This window comes from Marivirga atlantica (assembly GCF_016734805.1).
In the GTDB taxonomy this organism is placed as follows: Bacteria; Bacteroidota; Bacteroidia; order Cytophagales; family Cyclobacteriaceae; genus Marivirga; species Marivirga atlantica.
In genome coordinates, this window is sequence record NZ_JAERQG010000003.1 from 513,140 (window position 1) to 532,520 (window position 19,381).

Annotated in this window: 19 protein-coding genes; 11 read left to right on the forward strand and 8 right to left on the reverse strand. The window is 37.1% G+C overall.

Annotated elements, in window-relative coordinates:
* Window positions 1-22 precede the first annotated feature (22 nt).
* Together JKP34_RS13965 and JKP34_RS13970 are read left to right on the forward strand one after the other, a co-directional pair.
* Window positions 23-445, forward strand: coding sequence for an SRPBCC domain-containing protein (locus JKP34_RS13965; RefSeq protein WP_201922701.1), 423 nt, complete (start codon window positions 23-25; stop codon window positions 443-445).
* Between the two features lie 60 nt (window positions 446-505).
* On the forward strand, window positions 506-874 hold the full coding sequence (locus JKP34_RS13970; protein ID WP_201922704.1) for a VOC family protein: 369 nt from the start codon (window positions 506-508) through the stop codon (window positions 872-874).
* A gap of 45 nt (window positions 875-919) precedes the next feature.
* Here the strand turns inward: JKP34_RS13970 and JKP34_RS13975 are convergent, their stop codons facing one another.
* On the reverse strand, window positions 920-1,255 hold the full coding sequence (locus tag JKP34_RS13975; RefSeq protein ID WP_201922707.1) for a zinc ribbon domain-containing protein YjdM: 336 nt from the start codon (window positions 1,253-1,255) through the stop codon (window positions 920-922).
* 85 nt (window positions 1,256-1,340) lie between these two features.
* Here JKP34_RS13975 and JKP34_RS13980 point away from each other — a divergent pair, with 85 nt between their 5' ends.
* The 8 genes from JKP34_RS13980 to JKP34_RS14015 all read left to right on the forward strand — a co-directional run bounded on the left by JKP34_RS13980 (window position 1,341) and on the right by JKP34_RS14015 (window position 7,898).
* Complete coding sequence (locus JKP34_RS13980) at window positions 1,341-1,859, forward strand: GNAT family N-acetyltransferase (RefSeq protein ID WP_201922710.1); 519 nt, start codon at window positions 1,341-1,343, stop codon at window positions 1,857-1,859.
* A 479-nt stretch (window positions 1,860-2,338) separates the two neighbouring features.
* The gene (locus JKP34_RS13985; RefSeq protein ID WP_201922713.1) at window positions 2,339-4,093 is read left to right on the forward strand and encodes a thiamine pyrophosphate-binding protein; all 1,755 of its coding nucleotides are present in this window, start codon (window positions 2,339-2,341) and stop codon (window positions 4,091-4,093) included.
* Between the two features lie 8 nt (window positions 4,094-4,101).
* Window positions 4,102-4,464 carry a VOC family protein gene (locus tag JKP34_RS13990; protein ID WP_236665005.1) on the forward strand — a complete coding sequence of 121 codons (363 nt, stop codon included), beginning with the start codon at window positions 4,102-4,104 and terminating at the stop codon, window positions 4,462-4,464.
* A 68-nt stretch (window positions 4,465-4,532) separates the two neighbouring features.
* Window positions 4,533-5,000 (forward strand): nuclear transport factor 2 family protein, encoded by a 468-nt coding sequence (locus JKP34_RS13995; protein WP_201922716.1) that lies wholly within the window; start codon window positions 4,533-4,535, stop codon window positions 4,998-5,000.
* Between the two features lie 86 nt (window positions 5,001-5,086).
* The gene (locus JKP34_RS14000; RefSeq protein WP_201922718.1) at window positions 5,087-5,686 is read left to right on the forward strand and encodes a hypothetical protein; all 600 of its coding nucleotides are present in this window, start codon (window positions 5,087-5,089) and stop codon (window positions 5,684-5,686) included.
* A gap of 595 nt (window positions 5,687-6,281) precedes the next feature.
* Entirely contained in the window at window positions 6,282-6,647 is a 366-nt protein-coding gene (locus tag JKP34_RS14005) for a hypothetical protein (RefSeq protein WP_201922721.1), read from the forward strand.
* A gap of 137 nt (window positions 6,648-6,784) precedes the next feature.
* Window positions 6,785-7,276 (forward strand): RNA polymerase sigma factor, encoded by a 492-nt coding sequence (locus JKP34_RS14010; protein ID WP_201922725.1) that lies wholly within the window; start codon window positions 6,785-6,787, stop codon window positions 7,274-7,276.
* Window positions 7,260-7,898, forward strand: a complete 639-nt coding sequence (locus tag JKP34_RS14015) for a hypothetical protein (RefSeq protein WP_201922728.1) — start codon at window positions 7,260-7,262, stop codon at window positions 7,896-7,898. Before JKP34_RS14010 ends, JKP34_RS14015 begins: the two co-directional genes overlap by 17 nt.
* A 56-nt stretch (window positions 7,899-7,954) precedes the next feature.
* On the opposite strand, the gene JKP34_RS14020 is transcribed toward JKP34_RS14015, so the two are convergent.
* The 5 genes from JKP34_RS14020 to JKP34_RS14040 form a co-directional block, all read right to left on the reverse strand.
* On the reverse strand, window positions 7,955-12,838 hold the full coding sequence (locus JKP34_RS14020; protein ID WP_201922732.1) for a T9SS type A sorting domain-containing protein: 4,884 nt from the start codon (window positions 12,836-12,838) through the stop codon (window positions 7,955-7,957).
* Window positions 12,839-12,998: 160 nt separating this feature from the next.
* A complete protein-coding gene (locus tag JKP34_RS14025) occupies window positions 12,999-13,709 on the reverse strand; it encodes a hypothetical protein (protein WP_201922735.1) in 711 nt (236 codons plus the stop codon).
* A gap of 3 nt (window positions 13,710-13,712) precedes the next feature.
* Window positions 13,713-14,414, reverse strand: coding sequence for a fluoroquinolone export ABC transporter permease subunit (locus JKP34_RS14030; RefSeq protein WP_201922738.1), 702 nt, complete (start codon window positions 14,412-14,414; stop codon window positions 13,713-13,715).
* Complete coding sequence (locus JKP34_RS14035) at window positions 14,411-15,262, reverse strand: ABC transporter ATP-binding protein (RefSeq protein WP_201922740.1); 852 nt, start codon at window positions 15,260-15,262, stop codon at window positions 14,411-14,413. The genes JKP34_RS14030 and JKP34_RS14035 overlap by 4 nt, the downstream gene beginning before the upstream one ends.
* Window positions 15,249-15,923, reverse strand: a complete 675-nt coding sequence (locus tag JKP34_RS14040) for a TetR/AcrR family transcriptional regulator (RefSeq protein ID WP_201922743.1) — start codon at window positions 15,921-15,923, stop codon at window positions 15,249-15,251. Before JKP34_RS14040 ends, JKP34_RS14035 begins: the two co-directional genes overlap by 14 nt.
* Window positions 15,924-16,121: 198 nt before the next feature.
* Between JKP34_RS14040 and JKP34_RS14045 the strand changes: the two genes are divergently transcribed.
* Window positions 16,122-17,036 (forward strand): hypothetical protein, encoded by a 915-nt coding sequence (locus tag JKP34_RS14045; RefSeq protein WP_201922746.1) that lies wholly within the window; start codon window positions 16,122-16,124, stop codon window positions 17,034-17,036.
* A 69-nt stretch (window positions 17,037-17,105) separates the two neighbouring features.
* Here the strand turns inward: JKP34_RS14045 and JKP34_RS14050 are convergent, their stop codons facing one another.
* The gene (locus JKP34_RS14050; RefSeq protein ID WP_201922749.1) at window positions 17,106-17,927 is read right to left on the reverse strand and encodes a hypothetical protein; all 822 of its coding nucleotides are present in this window, start codon (window positions 17,925-17,927) and stop codon (window positions 17,106-17,108) included.
* 13 nt (window positions 17,928-17,940) lie between these two features.
* Window positions 17,941-19,368, reverse strand: a complete 1,428-nt coding sequence (locus JKP34_RS14055; RefSeq protein WP_201922753.1) for a SusD/RagB family nutrient-binding outer membrane lipoprotein — start codon at window positions 19,366-19,368, stop codon at window positions 17,941-17,943.
* Window positions 19,369-19,381 lie beyond the last annotated feature (13 nt).

Here is a 19,381-nt window from a genome sequence, read left to right on the forward strand (position 1 = left end):
ATTCCATAATAAAAATAACATTATGGAAAAGCAGATTAAAACAAGCATTCATATCCAGGCATCACCAGAAGCCGTATGGAAAATTTTAACCGATTTTAAGAAATACCCTGAATGGAATCCTTTTGTGAAAGAACTAAGCGGAGAAGTAAAAGAAGGCAATCAGATTGTCGTGAAATTACCCGGCATGAATTTTAAGCCTATTGTTCAGTCATATGATGAAAACAGAGAGTTTAGCTGGCTAGGCCATTTATGGTTTAAGGGACTGTTTGACGGACACCACCAATTCAAACTGATTTGGCAGGATGATAATTCTACTTTATTCGAGCACAAAGAAGATTTCCGAGGGATATTGGTAAAACCATTATTAAAGATGGTGGCAAAAGATACAGTAAATGGTTTTCAGGACATGAATAAAAAACTGAAATATTTAGCTGAACAACAGTAAGTTACTTACAAATATTAAGTAAATTAAATCACGAAGAACAATCAACTTAATTAGATCAATATGAAAAATGCGCTCAATTGGTTTGAAATACCAGTGCTCGATTTTGAACGTGCCAAAGCCTTCTATGAAGAGGTTATGGACACAAAAATGGAACTAATGGAAATGCCAGGTTTTAAATGCGCCATGTTTCCTGCAGATTTAGAAAATGGTATTGGAGGATGCATCATGCAAGGTGAAGGCTATGAACCAAGTAATCAAGGAAGCATCATCTACTTGAATGCCGGAGATGACCTAAACGTTCCACTTAACAGGATAGAATCTGCCGGAGGCAAAGTAACGCAAGCTAAAACCGATATTGGTGAAAATGGCTTTATGGCCTATTTCGAGGATACTGAAGGCAACAGAGTAGCTTTACACTCAAATGGATAGTACATTTTTAATTACTTAAAGCTGACTACTCAACAGTCAGCTTTTTTAGGCCTTCTTCACAAATTCTGATTTCAAAGCCATTGCTCCAAAACCATCCACTTTGCAATCAATATTGTGATCACCCTCAACCAATCTGATATTTTTTACTTTGGTGCCTGCTTTGATAGGCTTTGGGGCTCCTTTCACAGGTAAGTCTTTGATAATCGTTACAGCGTCCCCATCATTTAGAATGTTGCCATTTGAATCTTTTACAACTAAACCTTCTTCTTGATTTTGTTCTTCAGGATTCCATTCATGACCACATTCGGGACACATTAATAAACCATCAGAAGGATAAGTATAAGGAGAATTACAGTTTGGGCAAGGTGGAAATTCAGACATATTTCATTAAAATTAATGGTCAAAAGTACTAGTTTTATTTTATTAAAAGCCAAAGGTACTAAGGTGATTTACAAACAAGATGATAATGAATTTAAAACCTCTACTCAAAAATAAACTAATCACAATCGAACCGCTAAAAGAAGAGGATTTTGAAGCCCTTTATGAAGTCGCTAAAGATCCGTTAATTTGGGATCAACATCCTGCAAAAAGATACCAAAAAGAAGTATTTTCAGAATTCTTTCATCAGTCATTAGCGTCTGGCGGGGCTATGATCATAATTGATAATGAAACAGCTGAGGTAATTGGTAGTTCGCGCTTTCAAAGCCTAGAAGGTTTTGCCAATGGCATTGAAATAGGTTGGACTTTTCTAGCCAGAAAATACTGGGGTGGTAAATACAACGCCTCTATCAAAAACTTGATGATAACGCATGCTTTGAAACATGTAGATTATGCTTTCTTCATAGTTGCCAAAGAAAACGAACGCTCGAAAAAGGCTATGGAGAAAATTGGTGGTAGACTTGTTGAGCCTAATGAATTCACGCAACTTCCAGACAAGGGAGATCAAAAAGTAATCTACGTGATTGAACGCTCATCTTATTATTAATGCCAAATACTGCCAGAACAAAAGCTGTTGATTTCTCGTATTAACAATGACATTCACAATTAAGAAATTACTCCATGCTAGGAATCTGGTTAAATAAAATAGGGCAAACTAAAACGCTCTCAATATTCATAGTCGCCTCTATACTAACTTTAGGAATTGGCTTTTTAATAGCGCTTTGTCTTTAATAAAGCTCCTGCCATTAAACTATCTGCTATTCATTAGCCCCTAACTTTTTATTTTGGTTTAAAACAATCGTTTTATTATATACGTAAGTAGTAAATAATCACTAAACAATCTATACTATGCTCGGTATTTGGTTACACAAAAAAGGAAAAGTAAAAAAACTTTACGCATTTTTAACAGCCTCCTTACTATTGCTCGGAGCAGGAATTGTAATGGCCTTGTAAAGAGACCTAGCTGTAAACTATCGCTCAAGTTGGCTGTTTACTTCCTTTAACAAAAAATCGGACCAATACAGAATGAATGTTTCAGAGCAATTACTTAAGATATTAGAACAAGAAGGCGTTAAACATATTTTTGGTGTAGCAGGTGACGCACTCAACCCTCTGGTTGCAGCAATGGCAAACCAAAGCACCATCAAGTGGATAAAAATGAAGCATGAAGGTAATGCTTCTTATGCAGCGTTTGCCCAAGGTGAGTTAGGTCAAAACTTTGGAGTTTGTGCCAGTACTGTTGGTCCCGGAGCCCTTCATCTTGTTAATGGCTTATATAATGCTAAAAAAGAACGCTCCCCTGTTTTGGCAATCACTGGTCAAATTCCAGTTGCTAATATTGGTACTTCCTACCATCAAGAGGTAGATTTAACAAAAGTTTTCGATGACATATGTGAATACCAGGCCGTAATTCGTTCGGCTGAAGAAGCACCTAAAATCATTCTGAGGGCCATAAGAATAGCCATCAACAAAAAATGTGTCTGCCGAATTGAGTTACCGGCAGATTTAGCTCATGCGGCAGCGGCAAATCAAAATTTTGTACAAAGAGTTTTTAGATCTGATTCGGAAATTCATCCTTCGCAAGAAAAATTAGAGAATGCAGTTCAGCTTATTGATGGAGCTAAAAAAGTAGGTATACTGGCCGGAGCTGGTTGTCGCAATGCCAAAGAGGAAGTGATTGCTTTTTCCAAATTACTCAACGCACCAATCACTCACACCGTTCGCGCTTCAGATATATTTGATCACTCCACGGAAAATGTAGTGGGTTTAACCGGCTTAATAGGTAATCCATCAGGATATAAAGGCGTGATGGAATGTGACTTGCTCATTATGTTGGGCACTGATTTTCCATACGGACCTTATCTGCCTGAAAAAACGAAAACTATTCAGATAGATATAAGACCTGAAAACATAGGTAACCGAACAGCAGTAGATTTAGGAATACACGCTGATTTAAAGTTTGTGCTACAATATTTAAATGAAAAGTGTAAACTTAAAAAGGATGACTCCTGGGTAAATAGCCTAAATAAGGAGTTTAGATCGTGGGTTGCTAATAATGGTGAAGATGCCTCCACAAAACGTGATTTTAAAATACTTCATCCGCAAATAATGGCCAAAGCTATTAGTGACCAGGCAAGTGATGATACAATTTTTGTAATTGATACTGGCACCTCAGCCATCTGGGCTACGAACTTCATGAATTTTCATGCAGAAAGAAGAATGATAGGTTCGTTTAATCATGGTTCAATGGCCGTTGGGTTACCTGCTGCCATTGGTGCACAACTACAATATCCTGAAAGGGAAATATGGGCGCTTGTTGGAGACGGAGCATTTAATATGACGCTTCATGATTTCTCAACGGCAGTAGAATACGGCTTACCCATCAAAATAATTGTATTGAATAATAACGAGCTAGGTTTTGTTAAAATTGAAATGGAAGAAGCAGGTCTGGTACCAAATTATGATGCCTTAGAAGTTAAAAACTTTGATTTTGCACAATATGCCAAGCTCGTTGGTGGCGATGGCATTAATGTGACCAATGTGAAAGAGGTCGATAATGCTGTTGAACTTGCCAAACGATCTGACAAACCATTTATAATCAATGCCAAGGTCACAGGTGCTGAACTATCTCTACCTCCACATATTAGTTTTGGGATGGCGAAAAACTTTGCAATGTCCAAAATAAAAGAAGCACTTAGCGCTTCAAAAGGTGATAAAAAGAATTGGGAAAACATCAAAAATGAAATTAAAGCCTTCATTGATAAAGAAACGGCAAATTAAAAAGGATTATGAATAAACAGCTGCAAATGATACCGGTTTTACCTTCCAATGATATTGAAAGGGATATAAAATGGTATCAGCAATCTGTAGGTTTCAAATACGCTTTCGGAGACAAACACTATTGTGGTTTAACCAGAGACAATCTGGAAATCCATTTACAGCTTCATAGAGGAACGGAGGAAGACCCTATGCTGGATGGTTCAGTTATCAAAATATTTGTACCCGATTTAAAACCCTATATGGATGAGTTTCTAAAAAGAGGAACTATAACAGCTGAAAAGATCAAAGAAAATACAGCTTGGGGTACAAATGAGTTCGGCTTTTACGACCTAAACAATAATTCTATCTTCTTTGTGCAGGATGTGCATTAATAATTGCCTTTCGTGTAATACGCCTTGAAGTGCTAACTTAATTTCATGAACTTTTAATAAAAAGCATCATGAAAAGAAGAATTCTATTTACCTTTTTGGCCTGTTTCACTAGCCTGCTATATACAAAAGCCCAAAACGAGCAAAAAACTGATCAAGTATTAGTAGCAGAAGCCTGCATGGATTACCTAGATGGATTTTATACAGGTGATACCACAAAAATCATCCGAAGTATAAAGCCTCGTTTACACAAATTCGGCTTCTGGAAAAATAAAGAAACGGGTGAATATAAGCTAGATAGCTACATGACTTTCGATGAAGCTGTTGCTTATGCGAAAAAGGTAGCTGAAAAAAACAGAACCCTTCCTGAAGGCATTCCAAAGAAAGTAGAAGTATTGGACGTAATGAATCAAATAGCCTCAGCCAAAGTAACTGCATGGTGGGGAACTGACTACATTCTACTAGCCAAGGATAATGGTAAATGGATGATTGAACAGGTTATCTGGGAAGGTCCTTTAGACAGAAAACCTTCAAACTGATCATACCATTTAAATAAACCCCTCAATTTGGGGGATTGCATTGGTTTTTAGCTTGCTGACATTTACGGATATCAATTCCAAAAACTATGTCAGCTATGCTAAACCTGAAGACTTATTTCATTATTCTGTTTACGATTTTTTATGTTAATCAAGCCAGAGGTCAGTATGCTTATGAAAGCTCCCCAGAACATCCGTATGGTCAATTAAATCCTGAAGCACCTGAGCAATTGGCAGATTATGAAAAAATCATTGGTATCTGTGACTGTAAATCGGAAAGACGGACTCAAGATGGTGGCTGGACAGAACCTGTTGATATGACATGGGAATTCCGATACATTATGAATGGTATGGCTGTACAAGATTTAACACTTAAAGCAGACGGCATACATTCCGGTAGTATCAGGCAATATAATGTGGATAGTGCGAGCTGGTATGTGCATTATTATTCTACCGCTGTCGCAACTCCAAGCTTAGCCAGCTGGCATGGTGGCAAACAAGGTGACAACATCATTCTTTATAAAGAACAAAAAGCTCCTAACGGGATGGATGGTTACTACAAAATCAACTTTACCGATATCACCGACAAAGGCTTCTATTGGCTAGGTGAATGGGTAAGTACTGATGAGAGCTTTAAACATGAAACCTGGCGGATCAGTTGTGTAAAAAGAGAAGAATCTTCTAATTAATAAGTAATTAGAGCGTAGAATTTAATATACCTGATGTTGACTAATTATATTTCCAATATATTAAATATTTTCTATTGGTTATTTTCTTGATTTTATAACATTAACTCTCGAGATTATGGAAGCGAAGCAATTGAACAAGACTCAATTCACTAACTAAGAAATAAGCTATTATACTTTAGCAACTGCACTTGTAACTTTCTTGCTCTTCTTTATTAATGAAGGTTATTATGATTTGTGTTGGATGCAAAGCCTTGTCAACTGGATAATATTCACTATCTATACTGTTTGATCAATACATACCTAACGCTAAGATGGTAATCATACCCGATGCAAGACACCAACTCTATTTATATCAACCAGAACTGGTAAACAAAACTATTAAGCGTTTTATGGAGAAGAATTGAAACATCTATTTTGGATAAGTCGAGCATTAAAAACTACCACCAGATTATAATGTGTATTAAGCCTATAATGTCTGGGTTATCTGAATGGGTATTTCACTACGGAAGACCAGATAGCATCTTTAGGCACTGTATTTATTGCAAGAGTGAGTATTATTCTCTTTCTTGAGTTGTTTAACCTAATCAACCTTAAAATGAAAAGACTTCTACTTTTACTTGCTTTTTTATGCTTTACTGCCACTTCGCAAGCACAAACCATCAAACAAGCTACAGCCCGAATTTTTGAGTCTCAGTCAAAAGAATTGTCACGTATCGTTTTGGTATATGAAACGGGAGAAAGTGAAATAATTGAATTAGAGAATTTCAAAATGTTGGCAAGCAGCTCTTCTACTAATGAAGTGCTGATAGAAAATCAAAAGAAGATCAACAAGCTCTTCAATGATATGGCTGAAAAAGGTTATGAAATATCCAAAATGACTACTACTGGCGAAGTATTCCTTTACACTTTTGTAGTTTTCACCAAAAAGGTTGACACCCTTTTTGAGATGGGTGACAACTAACCATCAATAGTCAATTAAGCGTTTGCAATATGCTGATATAGAAAGAAGTTCAACAAGCCGTTCTATTGCTATTCAATAAAAAATTTCAACAAGGTGTAATAATTATTGACTTTAGCCACTAAACAAGTAAAACTATAGTGAGTAGCGATTTTTATAAGGCCTCAATTTTACCCTATGCAGCAATCATCATCAAGATTTGCAGGGCTTACACCAACTCGCAGGAAGATTTTGAAGACTATTACCAGGAAGTTTGTCTGCAAATATGGAGGAGTAGAGAAAATTTTAATGAACATGCACAGTGGTCTACCTGGGTGTACAGGCTGTCCTTAAATGTGTGCCTTACTTTATTAAAAAAGAAGAAAAACACTTACCAGCATTTTGCCTCTGACATGCTACCTGAAGAAGCCGCAGTTGATAGCCATGCTTTTGCTGATGAATCGCTCAACCAATTGTATGATGCTATCAAACAATTATCAGAAGTGGACAGAGGGGTAATTCTACTTTACTTAGAAGAGAAATCGTATCAGGAAATCGCTGACATTATAGGCACCAATCCTAATAACATTGGTGTACGCATCAAAAGAATTAAAGAACGCTTAAAAAAATTATTAGATGGAAAAGTCAATTGAAACAATCTGGAAAAAAGGATTTTTAGAAAGTGATGCCCTTGTTGCTCCCAAAATAAATAACCTGTATGGTCAAAAGTCGAAAACGATTATTGACAGGCTAAAACGCATGATGAAAATTAACACCTATGTAATTGCCATCTTTGCTGTGCTCAACACTGGGCTTTATGCATTTTTAGGAACTCCCTACACAGGTCTATTCTTGTTTTTTCTTTTTATGGTTGCCTGCTGGGTAAGCATCAGGCAAGAAAAGTCACTCAAAAATATCGACATTAACCTTAGCAGTTATGAGTATTTGAAATCATTTAACGACAGATTGAAGTCAGCCATATCAGGGAATGCAAAAGCCATGCGTTTTTTATACCCGCTGGCATTTATAGCTTGCCTGATGCCTATTGTTCACTCCTTAAAAAAGGTAGATGTAACGCGTGAGGCTATCCTCAATTCCGGGCTACACCTCACTTATGGAATACCTACGGTTGCCTGGGCAGTAGCCATACTCATCGCCATTGTGATGTACATTTTCGGTAAAAAAATTTATTATTGGGATGTAAACCTTGTCTACAATAGGATTTTCAAGAAAATTGAAAGCATGATCAATGAAATGGAGGAGTTGAGGAAGTAAGCTTAAATAATAAGCTCGCAGTTTAACTACGAGCTTATTAAAGCTATATGTTGCAATTATTCTATAACAACCTTCACCCTGCCCTGCTGTTTAGATCCGTCAGCTTGTAAAAAGTAAATACCTGAGCCCAAACCTGAAAGATCAATCTTCTGATTTGATGCTTCAGTCAATTTAACTCTTTTTACTACTTGTCCGTTGGATGCCACTACCTCTATTTCTTGTGCCGGGCCTTGATAGCCATTAACATAAACAATACCATTTGTAGGGTTAGGATAAATGCTAAGATCAAATACCGGCTTTTCATTGCTTAATATGGCGTCTGTTTCTACGTTTACAATGCCACTGTTATTAAGGTAAATAGTCAGATTAAGTTCACGCATTAAGCTTTCAATCGGTAAATCAAAAGTACTTGCAGATTGATCAATGCCCGGGATATCTAAACGCAATTCGTAGTCTCCTTCAGAAATCTCGAGCATCTCAAAACTACCTGTACTATCAGTAACATCTACATGAACTATGCTATTGGTTTCCTTTTCTATTAGGTAGATAATCAACTCCCTAATACCTTCACCTTCAGCCAAATCTTCGACTGCCATACGAGAGTTGTTGCTACCTTCAGCTTTCACAACTTTACCCTTGATATTACCTCGACCAACTTCTTGTTGTGGTGAAGTCCTTTTAGGTAGCATGTACATATCTGTATCTATGTTGTCGTTAATATTTAGCACCGTGGCACTTCTATGAAAATGTGTGTCAGCATAATAAGTAGGAAATAAATCAGCAGAACTGCTTCCTATAGGTATAACTTGAATGATGTAAGCACCATCTCTGATACCTGAAAAACTCAAATCTCCCTTAGTAAAACTACTACGTTGGTATAATCCTCCTTCTAAAGAAAACAGTTTAGCCAGACCTACTTCTACAGGATCATCATTAGGTCTTAATACATCGAATGAAAGATTATAAATCCCCAATACCTCCACGCTCTCTTTAGTCTCTGCATAGTTCAAACTGTCGTTTCCTTCAATAAATGCAGTTACAGTTAGATTGGAAGCACCGTTTAATATGAGTTGATTATTGTTAATAGATGCATTTCCACTTTCAATGGCAAATTTAACAGGAAGCCCACTTGACGAGGAAGCAGATAACTGGATTGGCGATTGATCTTGATATAAAGTGTCAGGTAGCGCAAAAGAAATGCTTTGATTCCCCTTCATTGTAACTTCTACATTCCAAACTTGTGAGGTTTCACCATCTTCAGCGGTTACCATGAAATCAACCACTTCTGTAAAATCAATGGATTGATTGGCACTTGGTTGGATACTTGCACCAGCAGATAGTTCTATGATTGGAATAAGGCTGGTTAAGTCTGTTCCTGTTGCTACCTCTATTTTAATTTGATGATCAATACTATCAATTACAGCGGCACTCAATTGCTCATTTATTACAAATGAAGTGATATCCGTAGCTGTATTAAGATTCTCATCAATTTGCACATTCAAACTTGCTTTACATCCAAATGTTAAATCCTGAACCTCTACTGAATAATTACCTGAAGACAGATTGCCTACTTCAACTACTTTGGTGTCAGCACTCAAAACACGATATGATGTTCCGTTTAAAAAGATTTCATATTGTTCGCCAGAAATATTAGTCTCCATGGTAAAACTTCCATTTCCCTGATTACCATAATCTTCGTTAGTAATATTTAGAACTGAAGGCGTAAATTCGTATTTAGACCCTATATTTAATGAAAGCGTGTCAACACAGCCCAATAGTAAATCTTCAACAATCACCTCATACAATCCAGGAGCAAACTGTTGGTTTAATTCTATCATTAAACCATTTCCTGGGTTCTTCACGGTTTCAAAATAGTTATCTGTTTCGTCAGAATAAACGACAACTGATAAGCTATCTGTATGACTTACAGAGTCTGCTAATAAGTAAATGGAGCCATCTTCAGTGTTACTACAGCTAGCACCTTCAGTAATGCCTGTAAGCTTCATAGCATTGCAATCAAAATTTGTAAAATCAAATTCCACCCGCACTGAATCAACTACTGAACAAACAGAAGTACCATTGATCAGATAAGCGAATGAATAAGATCCGGAAGCTGCTGCTTCGAGATTAACAATTCCAGTCTCTTCATTGTATGTTGGTTTTGTACCAAAGTAATTATTTGAAGACCTAAATATCCACATACCCACTGTGTCTTCATTATCTAGTAAATCAAAAAGGTTGATTTCAGGTGTATTTTCAATGTTAAAAGTAGCTTTAGGTGCAGCATTGAACTCCCCAGTATATGGTGGACGTTGATAAGTAAACTTTAGCTCGTCAAATGTTTCATTGCATATACTATCATTATCGGTGATCGTCCATCTAATAATATAGTCTCCTGACACAGCAGAGTCTCTGACATTAAAATAAGCCGATGGTAATGTATCAATGCTAAAAATAGGCCCATAGGCAATCCCTTCCGGAGCACTTAAAACACTCCAACTCCCCTTTTCATGATCGTTGGGACTGTTAGCATTCAATTGGTATGATTGCGAGCAGGTTTCAATATCTGCTCCAGCTTCAGCAATAGTTACATTTCTTTGAATATCAACAACCTCTACCTGCACCGTATCAGAGCTGCAGCCTACCGAGTTATTAATGGCAAAAACAGTGTACGTTCCGGCCGCTAAGCCGGCATAAACTGGTTCAGTAAAATCTGGAGATTCCTTTACACTATCGCCATCAAACCAATAAAAGTCATAATCTGCAGTAACTGCGCTGTCACCAACTAAAGTGTAAGCACTGGCTGTACCATTAGCAGCTGCACTATCTGTACTGCAATAAAGGTTATCAGTTACTTCCGTTGTTAACTGAAATGGAATTGGATTAACTTTTATTGAATCGACATTATTAGAGTAGTCACATTCAAGAAAGTTGGTATTCGGAAGGCTTATAGGTGTTGGATTAGTTGAGCCGTAATCGTTTAAAACTGCATAAAGTTTAAAAGATGCACCAGACCCCGTTAATTCGAGTGTTAAAGTATCTTTACTTCCAACACTAAAGTTACTCAAAGCTATATGCTCGGTAGCCAATTTCACGCTGCCTTCCTGAAGTGGCGAACCATTATAGAAAGTAACAGGTATATCACCTGAAAGTGCTACATCGCCAATATTTTCATAAAGGAAACTAACGGTAAATTCTTGTTCTGGGCAAGTAGGCTGTATAATGGTAAAAGTAGAATCTATAATGGCTAAATCTGAAATAGGATTGGTAAGGCAGCCATCAGAACTTAAAAAGGGTGATTGGTTTAAAAAACCATTTAGAGGCCTGTTAGGACCGGGAGTACAAACTCCATCTGACCAAACCAAGTGATGTTTTTGCTGCGTTCTTGGTACAGTTAAATCATCATTGATATTGACATTAAAATAAGCGTGCTGATTCCAAACTTTTCTTGCTGGCAGCCAGGGTTCTCCAGCTGATTTATAAACCCTAACTTCAGCTGGTGCATCAAGGCTGAGATCTTCGCCCCTTGTACCAGGCCTGTAAGTTTCACTGGTACAAGTCACGCAAATCTCTGTACTGCCATCAGCATCAACATCAGCGATAATTGGGTTTTCAGTATGTGACCTGGAACGGCAATGAACAGAAATATTAATTCTACCATCTCCATCAATTATATACATATAATTCTCATCGCGGTAAACTATTTCCATTTTACCATCACCGTTGAAATCGAACAGAGTAGGTGCAGTAATACCAGAAGTTTCATCAAAAATAAAAACTGGATTAGGATCACCAAATTCATCCTTCCAAAATGGCTCCCAGTTCTCATCCAAGGCATACAAAAAACTTCCTGAAACAAACACTGCATTGAGCTCACCATCTCCATCTATATCCCCTATATTCACACGACCTGTTCCTCTTCTCCATCCAAATTGATAATTGTTAGCTTGCATGGAAGGGTCACTAAAAGTCTTAACCTCATTATTATACACATCCCAAAAAAAGACAGTAGTAACATTTCCACCATCTGCACCTGAAATAATCACATCTAAACGTCCATCTTGGTTATAGTCAGCTACAGAGGTCATTGCACTCATTCCAGATGGAAAACTTCCTCCTTTCGGTTGATAACTAACAGGCATAGTCGCCAGCAAAGTAAGTACACCTGAATCTTGAGTTCTACTTCCTAAATTCACCGAATAGATTTTATTGCCTAATACTAACTCCAGGTTTTCATCTCCAAGAATGTCAACAGCAACACCGCTACCTGGAAATCCATTCCAATCAGCATTTGAAGTTTCCACTAAACGTATACCCGTTAGTGGGTCTCTAATTTCATCTTTATAGTATAATTCTGCTTGCCCATCACGATCAAAATCTGCCAAACCTAAAGCGACAGGATCATTTTGAAGAATCTCGGATTGCCATAATGCATTTAAGCTACAATCAAATGCGTTAATCCTAAAGTTTCCAGTGCTTCTATTTATTACAAAAACCTCCCCACAATTATCATCTTCAATATTAGCCATAGCCGCACCAGACCATTCTGGATAATCTAATATTACTTCAGATTTAATAGAAGCATCATCTCCGTTTAGCAAATAGATTTTATCTTCATACTTATTCACTGTTAATATCTCCGGTATGCCATCCCTGTCTAAATCTCCAATAGTTGGGCTTACCACATTATTGGTTACATGATCTTCAGATTGATGACCTAATGATAAAGAAAACTGTGGAAAATCAGTCGGTTCAGCTTCACATGATACATCATTACCCATGTAAAATCCATCACAATAACCATTCGCTGAACAGTCAGAATCATAACAGTCAACAAAACCATCTCCATCGTCATCTATGCCATTATCGCAAATTTCCTGAGCCTGATTGAAACCTAAAAACAGAATTGAGATACCAAAAAACAGAAAAAACCTCTTCAATACACTTAGTTTAGCGGTGACTATTATTTTTAATATGCAGCAAAGGTATCATTTATTTGAGATAACGGCATGCTTACATTTATTAATTAACTCGTATGTAATATTATGATTAAGTTAACATCAAATATGAAGTAACTCAGAAATCTGTAAACGGTTAAACTCACCCAAAATGACTCTTCTTAAATGTTTTCGATAAGAGGATGAGCAGGCCTAAAAAATATAGTAAAGCAAAAGATAAGTTTACAAAAGGAAAGTTACCAAGCAGTATTTGATCTGTAGCCTGAAAAAGCCAGTGCGTTGGAAATACACCAAAGGCCCATTTAAACTGCTCCGGCACAAAAAAGGCTGCAAAAGGAATAAGTACTATGATGTTGAAGGCTTTGGCATATACCATCCCTTGCATACGGTTTTTAACAAACGAGTTAATGCCTAAAGCATAAACCGGTACAATTAAAGCTGTAATAGCTGAAAGCACCACATTCTGCCAAATGGCAACAGTATAAAACTCCTGTACTTCCAACATTATAAAGTTTAGTAAAAAAGTGAACACATAAGGAAATAAAAATCTGCTTATGACAAACTCTGTTAAGCTTAAAGGAACGATTCCATAAACTTTTGCTACTTCAGTCTCTTTTTCATCGAGCAAAACCATGCTATTGATAAAGCAGAACATTTGCGTATTTTCTACTAAAATAACCACCATAATCAAATTGAGATACGGTTTTACCACCTCAAATTCACTTACTAAATAGGGCAAGCCAAAAATAACAATGGCAAAAAGTATTAAGGGTAAAGCCAAAAACGACTTTAAAGAAGGATCTCTGAATATTAGCTTGAAATCTGTCACTGCAAGTTTAATAAGCTTTTGCATGCCTTATAATTTTAATGAAATAGCTTTACTGAATCTATAATAGGCCATCCTATAAAAGGCCAATACAAAAAATAATGTAGCAGGTACTACATACCAAAGTTCAAAAGGTGTTCCGCTTATGCCATAATCAATCAAATCTATGCTCGATTGAATCGGCACTAAGTAAGCCAACCAGCCCAAATCAACTATTTGAAAATAGTGAATAAGCGGTAGCGCTACCAAAGTGAGAAAGACAGGAACAGATCGCATAGCAAATTTCAAAAACTCATCCGTATAGCTCAACATGAAAACACCCAAAGAGGCTGAAATTAGGCAAATGGCCATGCACCCGATAGTGAATGCTAACATATTAAAGTCGAGGCCTAATATGGCAAAAGCAAGAATAAGCGCACATATTGTTCCAATTAAACTCAGAGCGATTATTTTAGCTAAGAGATAGTGATGAACCTTTAAAGGACTCACAAAAATAGCCGACAGTATGTCGTACTTCATTTCAGTATAAATCGCCAATGCCACGAAAAAGTAACCAATAACTGTAGGGTCGTTTAATATAATGACCACCATAAGTCCTTCCAGATTTTCCGTATCTTTCAAAAAGAAAAGTAGCAAACCATAAATCAAGGTAACAGCAAGACTAACATTGATAATATTATTTTTCTGAAGGAGCTTAAACTCCCAAACCAACTGTTTAAAAAATGCCCTCATCCTTTTAAAGATTTACCAGTTACCTCGATAAAAACCTCTTCCAAAGTAGCATCTAAGGTTTCCATTCGCTTTACTTCTCTTTCCTTAATGAAATTCAGAAATTCACGATTATCACCTATTTGAGCTAAAGGAAACTCCTGACTTTGCCCATTACCTAACTCTACATTAACGGCTTCTCTGCCATATTGATGTTTCAAATTCTGAGGTGTATCAGTGGCTACCAGCTGGCCTTCAACTATGAATGCCACCCTATCACAAATGTGATCTGCCGTTTCCATGCTGTGCGTGGTTACAAAAATGGTTTTACCTGCTTCTTTTAGACTCAAAATATGCTCTTTGATTTTGTGCGCATTAACAGGATCAAGTCCTGAAGTAGGCTCATCAAAAAATAGGATGTCAGGATCATGCTGGATAGCCCGAATAAAATTGAGCCTCATTTTCATCCCCTTTGAGTAGGACTCCACCGTTTTATTCATTGCATCTGACAGATCAACCATCTCAAAAAGTGATTCAACAGATCGACTTTTTCCACTCGGATAAAAAGAAGCAAAAAGCTCCAGGTTCTCCTTGCCTGTTAGCTTCATATAATGGTTAGGTAGTTCAAAGCCTACTCCTATTTTCTCGAAATAGCTATTATCCCATTTTGTTAAGTCTTTGCCAGCAACCTCAACCTTACCACTAAAACCTGTCAATATTTTATACAATACTTTCTGTGCGGTACTTTTACCCGATCCTGAAGGACCTAAAAAACCGAAAACCTCTCCATTTTTGATTTCAAAATTTAAGCCCTTTAGTGTTGGGGCTTCGTTTGAAGGATAGGTATAAACTAAATTTTCAACTTTTATCATGATCAGATGCGTTAAATGCCGGCTTTACTAAATTGATATAATGTTGTACATGCTCCATGAGCAGTTCTTCTTTATGATGATATACTGGTAATTGCTCTGCTATACTTTTCTGAGGATTTACCAGACCAATAAATTGTAGATGTTCCTGCATATCTCGGCCCGTATGAAAAAGTGAATAGGCCATTATATTAGTCGGAATATCATTTCTAAAAAGTCCCTTTTCAATTTCGGCTTTTACAAGCTCCTCGAAAATCTGTACCGCCTGCTGCATCATGTTATCAAATAAAGGTTTAACCGATGGTGAGTGCAAGTTCTGAGACAATCCAAAAAGGAAGTGACTTTCTAAGTGGTGCTCAGTATCAAAATTGAGTCCTACTTTGAAGAGCTCAATAAAATAAGACCAGAAATCAGGATAATCGTCTCTCTTAATCTGTGCTATGTAGGCTGCCTTTACCGCATTGGCTTTTTCGATTAGATAAAGAAACAAATCCATCTTGTCTTCAAAGTATTGGTAAATGCTTCCCTTGGCTATACCAAGTTGTTTCACCACCTCTGAAATAGATGCTTCATCATAAGGCTTTACGGCAAACTCTCTGAGAAAAGCTTTTGTAATTAGCGCTTTCTTTTCAGCTTTCAGTTTGTTAAATGTAGCTTTAGGCATATTTATGACTTATCAGTCACAAATATAAAATAAATTATGACTAGTTAGTCACTTTAATTTAAAAAAGTTTTAAGAATGTTTTTATAAAATAAACTGCATATGGCATTTACGCTACTATCACTTAGTTGTAAATACCCTAATCAGGGTATGTAATAAAGATTAAAGAACCCATACTTTTGAAAAAAAACATATACAGTTATGAAAAAGCTAATTATTCTTATTCTAGTTTGTACACCCTTCATGTTATCAGCGCAAGTACTCACTAAAAAAGACCTTAAAGACCGCAGTTACGGTGCAAAAAAACTTAAGAAAGCACCCAGAGAGATTTATATAAACAGCTTCTACATTGATTATCAAACCTATAAAGCAGTTTCTGCCTCTGCAGCTTCAGGGTTTAATAAATCCACAGCAAGTATAGCAGTAGGGATGATAAGCGAACTAAGTCCTGAAGATTTTCAACAGATTACCGACAAAGCATATGCAAGAGCTGAAAAAAAGTTAAAGGAAGCAGGCTTTAGAATTGTTCCTGCAGAAGAAGCCAAGGACATAGACATGTTTAAAAAATTAGATATGATTAAAGGAGGTACTAATATTACCGGTACTTCAGTAAATACCATCCCTTCAAATAAATCATTTTTTTATAAGCCAAGCACTTTAGATAATAGTCCAAAGCTTTCAAAACAACTGGGTGATATACCTGTATTTGAATTAGCTATTCAAGTTAACTTCGTTGAGCTAATGAGAGATAATATTGGCACAGGCTCAACCTCTGTTAAAGGTAAAGTAGACCTTACTTTTTTCCCGAGTATAAGCAGAGTTGTTTGGTCTAATGGGGGCATAATGGGTGCTGCCAAAACAATGGTGATTTTTGACTCAAAGGGAAGACCGATTGAAATACCAGGCGTAATTAAATCTCAGAAATTAAAAGAATACGCTAATGCTAAGGGCAAAACAGATTATATAACTGGTACCAAGTACAATGTAAAAGAAAAGATAGAGGTAAGCCATCCTGTGAATATCGATAGAGACCTTTACATAAAACAAGTTGACACCTATATAAATGCATATGTAGATATTCTAGTTGATGAATTCTTAGAGTATGCCGTTAAATAGTTAATTATTATTAAATAAAAAAGCGTGCATAGTAATGCACGCTTTTAACCTTCTCAAAAACCAACTTACTTAATTTGCAGGAGTAAGCACTACCGTTCCGGCATCACCGTAGGTATTGCTCCACTCCAAATTGATAGTGCCATCCGCATTTACTGTTCCACTAATGGTAAAAGGATCTCCATATCTATCAGCATCCCCGAGGTCAGATAAACTATTGCATATATCTCTAACTCTTCCAGAAGGTGGAGTATCATCATAGCCTTGAGGATATAAACCAAAAGACATATCGTCAATTGAGTAAACACCATCTGTCTCAGTTGGCGTTAATTCCACTTGAGCCGATAAACCTGCGTAAGGAGCGGCTTCCCCACCGGAACCATCTCCGAATGAACCTGAAGCAGTAGTATTATAAATACCACCAATATCAGATGGACAAGAGAAGTTGATGCTCCATTCAGGATTGCCAAGAGGTGTTAATTCTCGGCCATCCTCCATCATAATGCTAATACCAAACACCCACTTATCTCCTGGTGATAAATCAGCCTCAGTTAACACATTTCCATTTACAGGAACATCTGCAAAAAGGTCATTGGTAGAAATTACCAAATCACCGGATTCAGTAATAGGACTTAATGAAACTACTTCAGAATTACCTTCAGTAGTCATCAATTGCTTAGTTATCTGAACTTCATCAATTGATGCGCTAGATGTTTCCTGTAAATCAAATGATAAAGTTACCTCACTGGTTTCACCATTTAGGTAGCTTGATGTTCCTGACACTACAACATCTCCACCTTCTGATACATTATCTATCAATAGTTCTTCCTCTAAACATGCGGTAAGAGAAAGCACCATTAAAAACAAACTGATTCTATATATTATATTTTTCATGATATTGTCGTTTTTAGTTTACATCCCATTCTACCGGATCATTAAAAATATTCACCGCTGGTGGATTGCCTGGGTTATTCGTCAACTCAGCATTCACATAAGGGTATCTTAATGGAATGATGCCTCCGGATATGTTATTCTGAGCTGGAGTGAGAGCCGGTATACCTGATCTTCTCCATTCATTATAAGCTTCTACACCTCTGGCAAAAAGAGAGATATATCTTTGAGTCATCAACTGGTCATATGCATTGTTAGCGTCATATGCCGCTGGTTGACCTGAATCTAAATAATTGCCTACTGCCACACCATAGTAATCAAATGCTGCGGTTACCGCTTCTTCATAGAGCTGTTGTGCATTTGCACCATTCACCCAACCTCTGATAGCTGCCTCGGCCTCTACGAATTTCACATCATAATAGGTTAAAAGTGGTACTGGTGAAGTCTCCTGAACAAATACAGTCCCGATACGTGATACAATGGTATTTCCACTGCCATCCTGAGGTAAATTAGTCGGGTTACCATTAGGCACTCCTGAATAATCACCGTTGACATCTCTCCTGAGTAATGTACCTACTCTAGGATCATTCAAATCTTCCAGAATTGCTACAAAGGTATCCGAAGCACCATAATCTGTGGCTCTGTTAAACTCCTGCTGAAAAAGTGGATTAGCATTGGTTTCAAGCCTTGAACCAAAGATTAATTCTACATCATCTCCACTTTCCAGTATAGGAGCACCACTATTGAGAATAGCTGACACACCATCTCGTGCTGCATTTTCATCAACCTCAGAAAGCCTCATATAAGCCACCAGCTTGATAGAATTAGCGAATTTTATCCATAGAGCCATGTCTCCTCCTGCAATTAAATCTTCTGTTGCTATTACGGCAGATTCCTCATCAACCTCATCAATAGCCAGATCTAACTCGGCAATTATGTCACTATAAACATCTCTCTGCTCATCATAAGCAGGAGTGATATTACCTGCTACTCCATTTAATGCTTCAGTATAAGGTATATCACCAAACAGGTCAGCCATCATTTGGAAATAATAGGCTTTCATGATCCTTGCTTGTGCTCTATAATTAGGCAGCTCTTCTGACTGATCAATAATAATTTGCAAGTCGTTCAGAGCTCCAGCATAAATTTGAGCCCATGCATTATTAAAAGTAGCATCCGTTACATCGTATCTATCAATACGCTGATACTGGCCACCAGTAGTTGCCCAATGCTGCACCCAAAATGAAGCGGCTCTATTCAATTCACCACCTAGATAGTAGGTTCCCTGTACCTGAGCAGATGGTAAAAGAAAGTTTGATGGTACAGCCTCAGGATTATTCGGATTTTCATTAATCTCCGTAATATCCTCCAAACATGCTGAAAGTGTTGCTGAAAACAGCAAAAGCACAAACAGTCTGATTATATATATATTTATGTTTTTCATGATTTCTTCGCTT

What these genes read in the sequence shown, in the direction of transcription:
- JKP34_RS14040 (WP_201922743.1), bottom strand. Translation starts at nt 15,923, where the DNA reads ATGCCTAAAGCTACATTTAACAAACTGAAAGCTGAAAAGAAAGCGCTA.
- JKP34_RS14025 (WP_201922735.1), bottom strand. Translation starts at nt 13,709, where the DNA reads ATGCAAAAGCTTATTAAACTTGCAGTGACAGATTTCAAGCTAATATTC.
- JKP34_RS14005 (WP_201922721.1), top strand. Translation starts at nt 6,282, where the DNA reads ATGAAAAGACTTCTACTTTTACTTGCTTTTTTATGCTTTACTGCCACT.
- JKP34_RS14035 (WP_201922740.1), bottom strand. Translation starts at nt 15,262, where the DNA reads ATGATAAAAGTTGAAAATTTAGTTTATACCTATCCTTCAAACGAAGCC.
- JKP34_RS14045 (WP_201922746.1), top strand. Translation starts at nt 16,122, where the DNA reads ATGAAAAAGCTAATTATTCTTATTCTAGTTTGTACACCCTTCATGTTA.
- JKP34_RS13975 (WP_201922707.1), bottom strand. Translation starts at nt 1,255, where the DNA reads ATGTCTGAATTTCCACCTTGCCCAAACTGTAATTCTCCTTATACTTAT.
- JKP34_RS13985 (WP_201922713.1), top strand. Translation starts at nt 2,339, where the DNA reads ATGAATGTTTCAGAGCAATTACTTAAGATATTAGAACAAGAAGGCGTT.
- JKP34_RS13965 (WP_201922701.1), top strand. Translation starts at nt 23, where the DNA reads ATGGAAAAGCAGATTAAAACAAGCATTCATATCCAGGCATCACCAGAA.
- JKP34_RS13970 (WP_201922704.1), top strand. Translation starts at nt 506, where the DNA reads ATGAAAAATGCGCTCAATTGGTTTGAAATACCAGTGCTCGATTTTGAA.
- JKP34_RS13995 (WP_201922716.1), top strand. Translation starts at nt 4,533, where the DNA reads ATGAAAAGAAGAATTCTATTTACCTTTTTGGCCTGTTTCACTAGCCTG.
- JKP34_RS14000 (WP_201922718.1), top strand. Translation starts at nt 5,087, where the DNA reads ATGTCAGCTATGCTAAACCTGAAGACTTATTTCATTATTCTGTTTACG.
- JKP34_RS14015 (WP_201922728.1), top strand. Translation starts at nt 7,260, where the DNA reads ATGGAAAAGTCAATTGAAACAATCTGGAAAAAAGGATTTTTAGAAAGT.
- JKP34_RS13980 (WP_201922710.1), top strand. Translation starts at nt 1,341, where the DNA reads ATGAATTTAAAACCTCTACTCAAAAATAAACTAATCACAATCGAACCG.
- JKP34_RS14030 (WP_201922738.1), bottom strand. Translation starts at nt 14,414, where the DNA reads ATGAGGGCATTTTTTAAACAGTTGGTTTGGGAGTTTAAGCTCCTTCAG.
- JKP34_RS14055 (WP_201922753.1), bottom strand. Translation starts at nt 19,368, where the DNA reads ATGAAAAACATAAATATATATATAATCAGACTGTTTGTGCTTTTGCTG.
- JKP34_RS14050 (WP_201922749.1), bottom strand. Translation starts at nt 17,927, where the DNA reads ATGAAAAATATAATATATAGAATCAGTTTGTTTTTAATGGTGCTTTCT.
- JKP34_RS13990 (WP_236665005.1), top strand. Translation starts at nt 4,102, where the DNA reads ATGAATAAACAGCTGCAAATGATACCGGTTTTACCTTCCAATGATATT.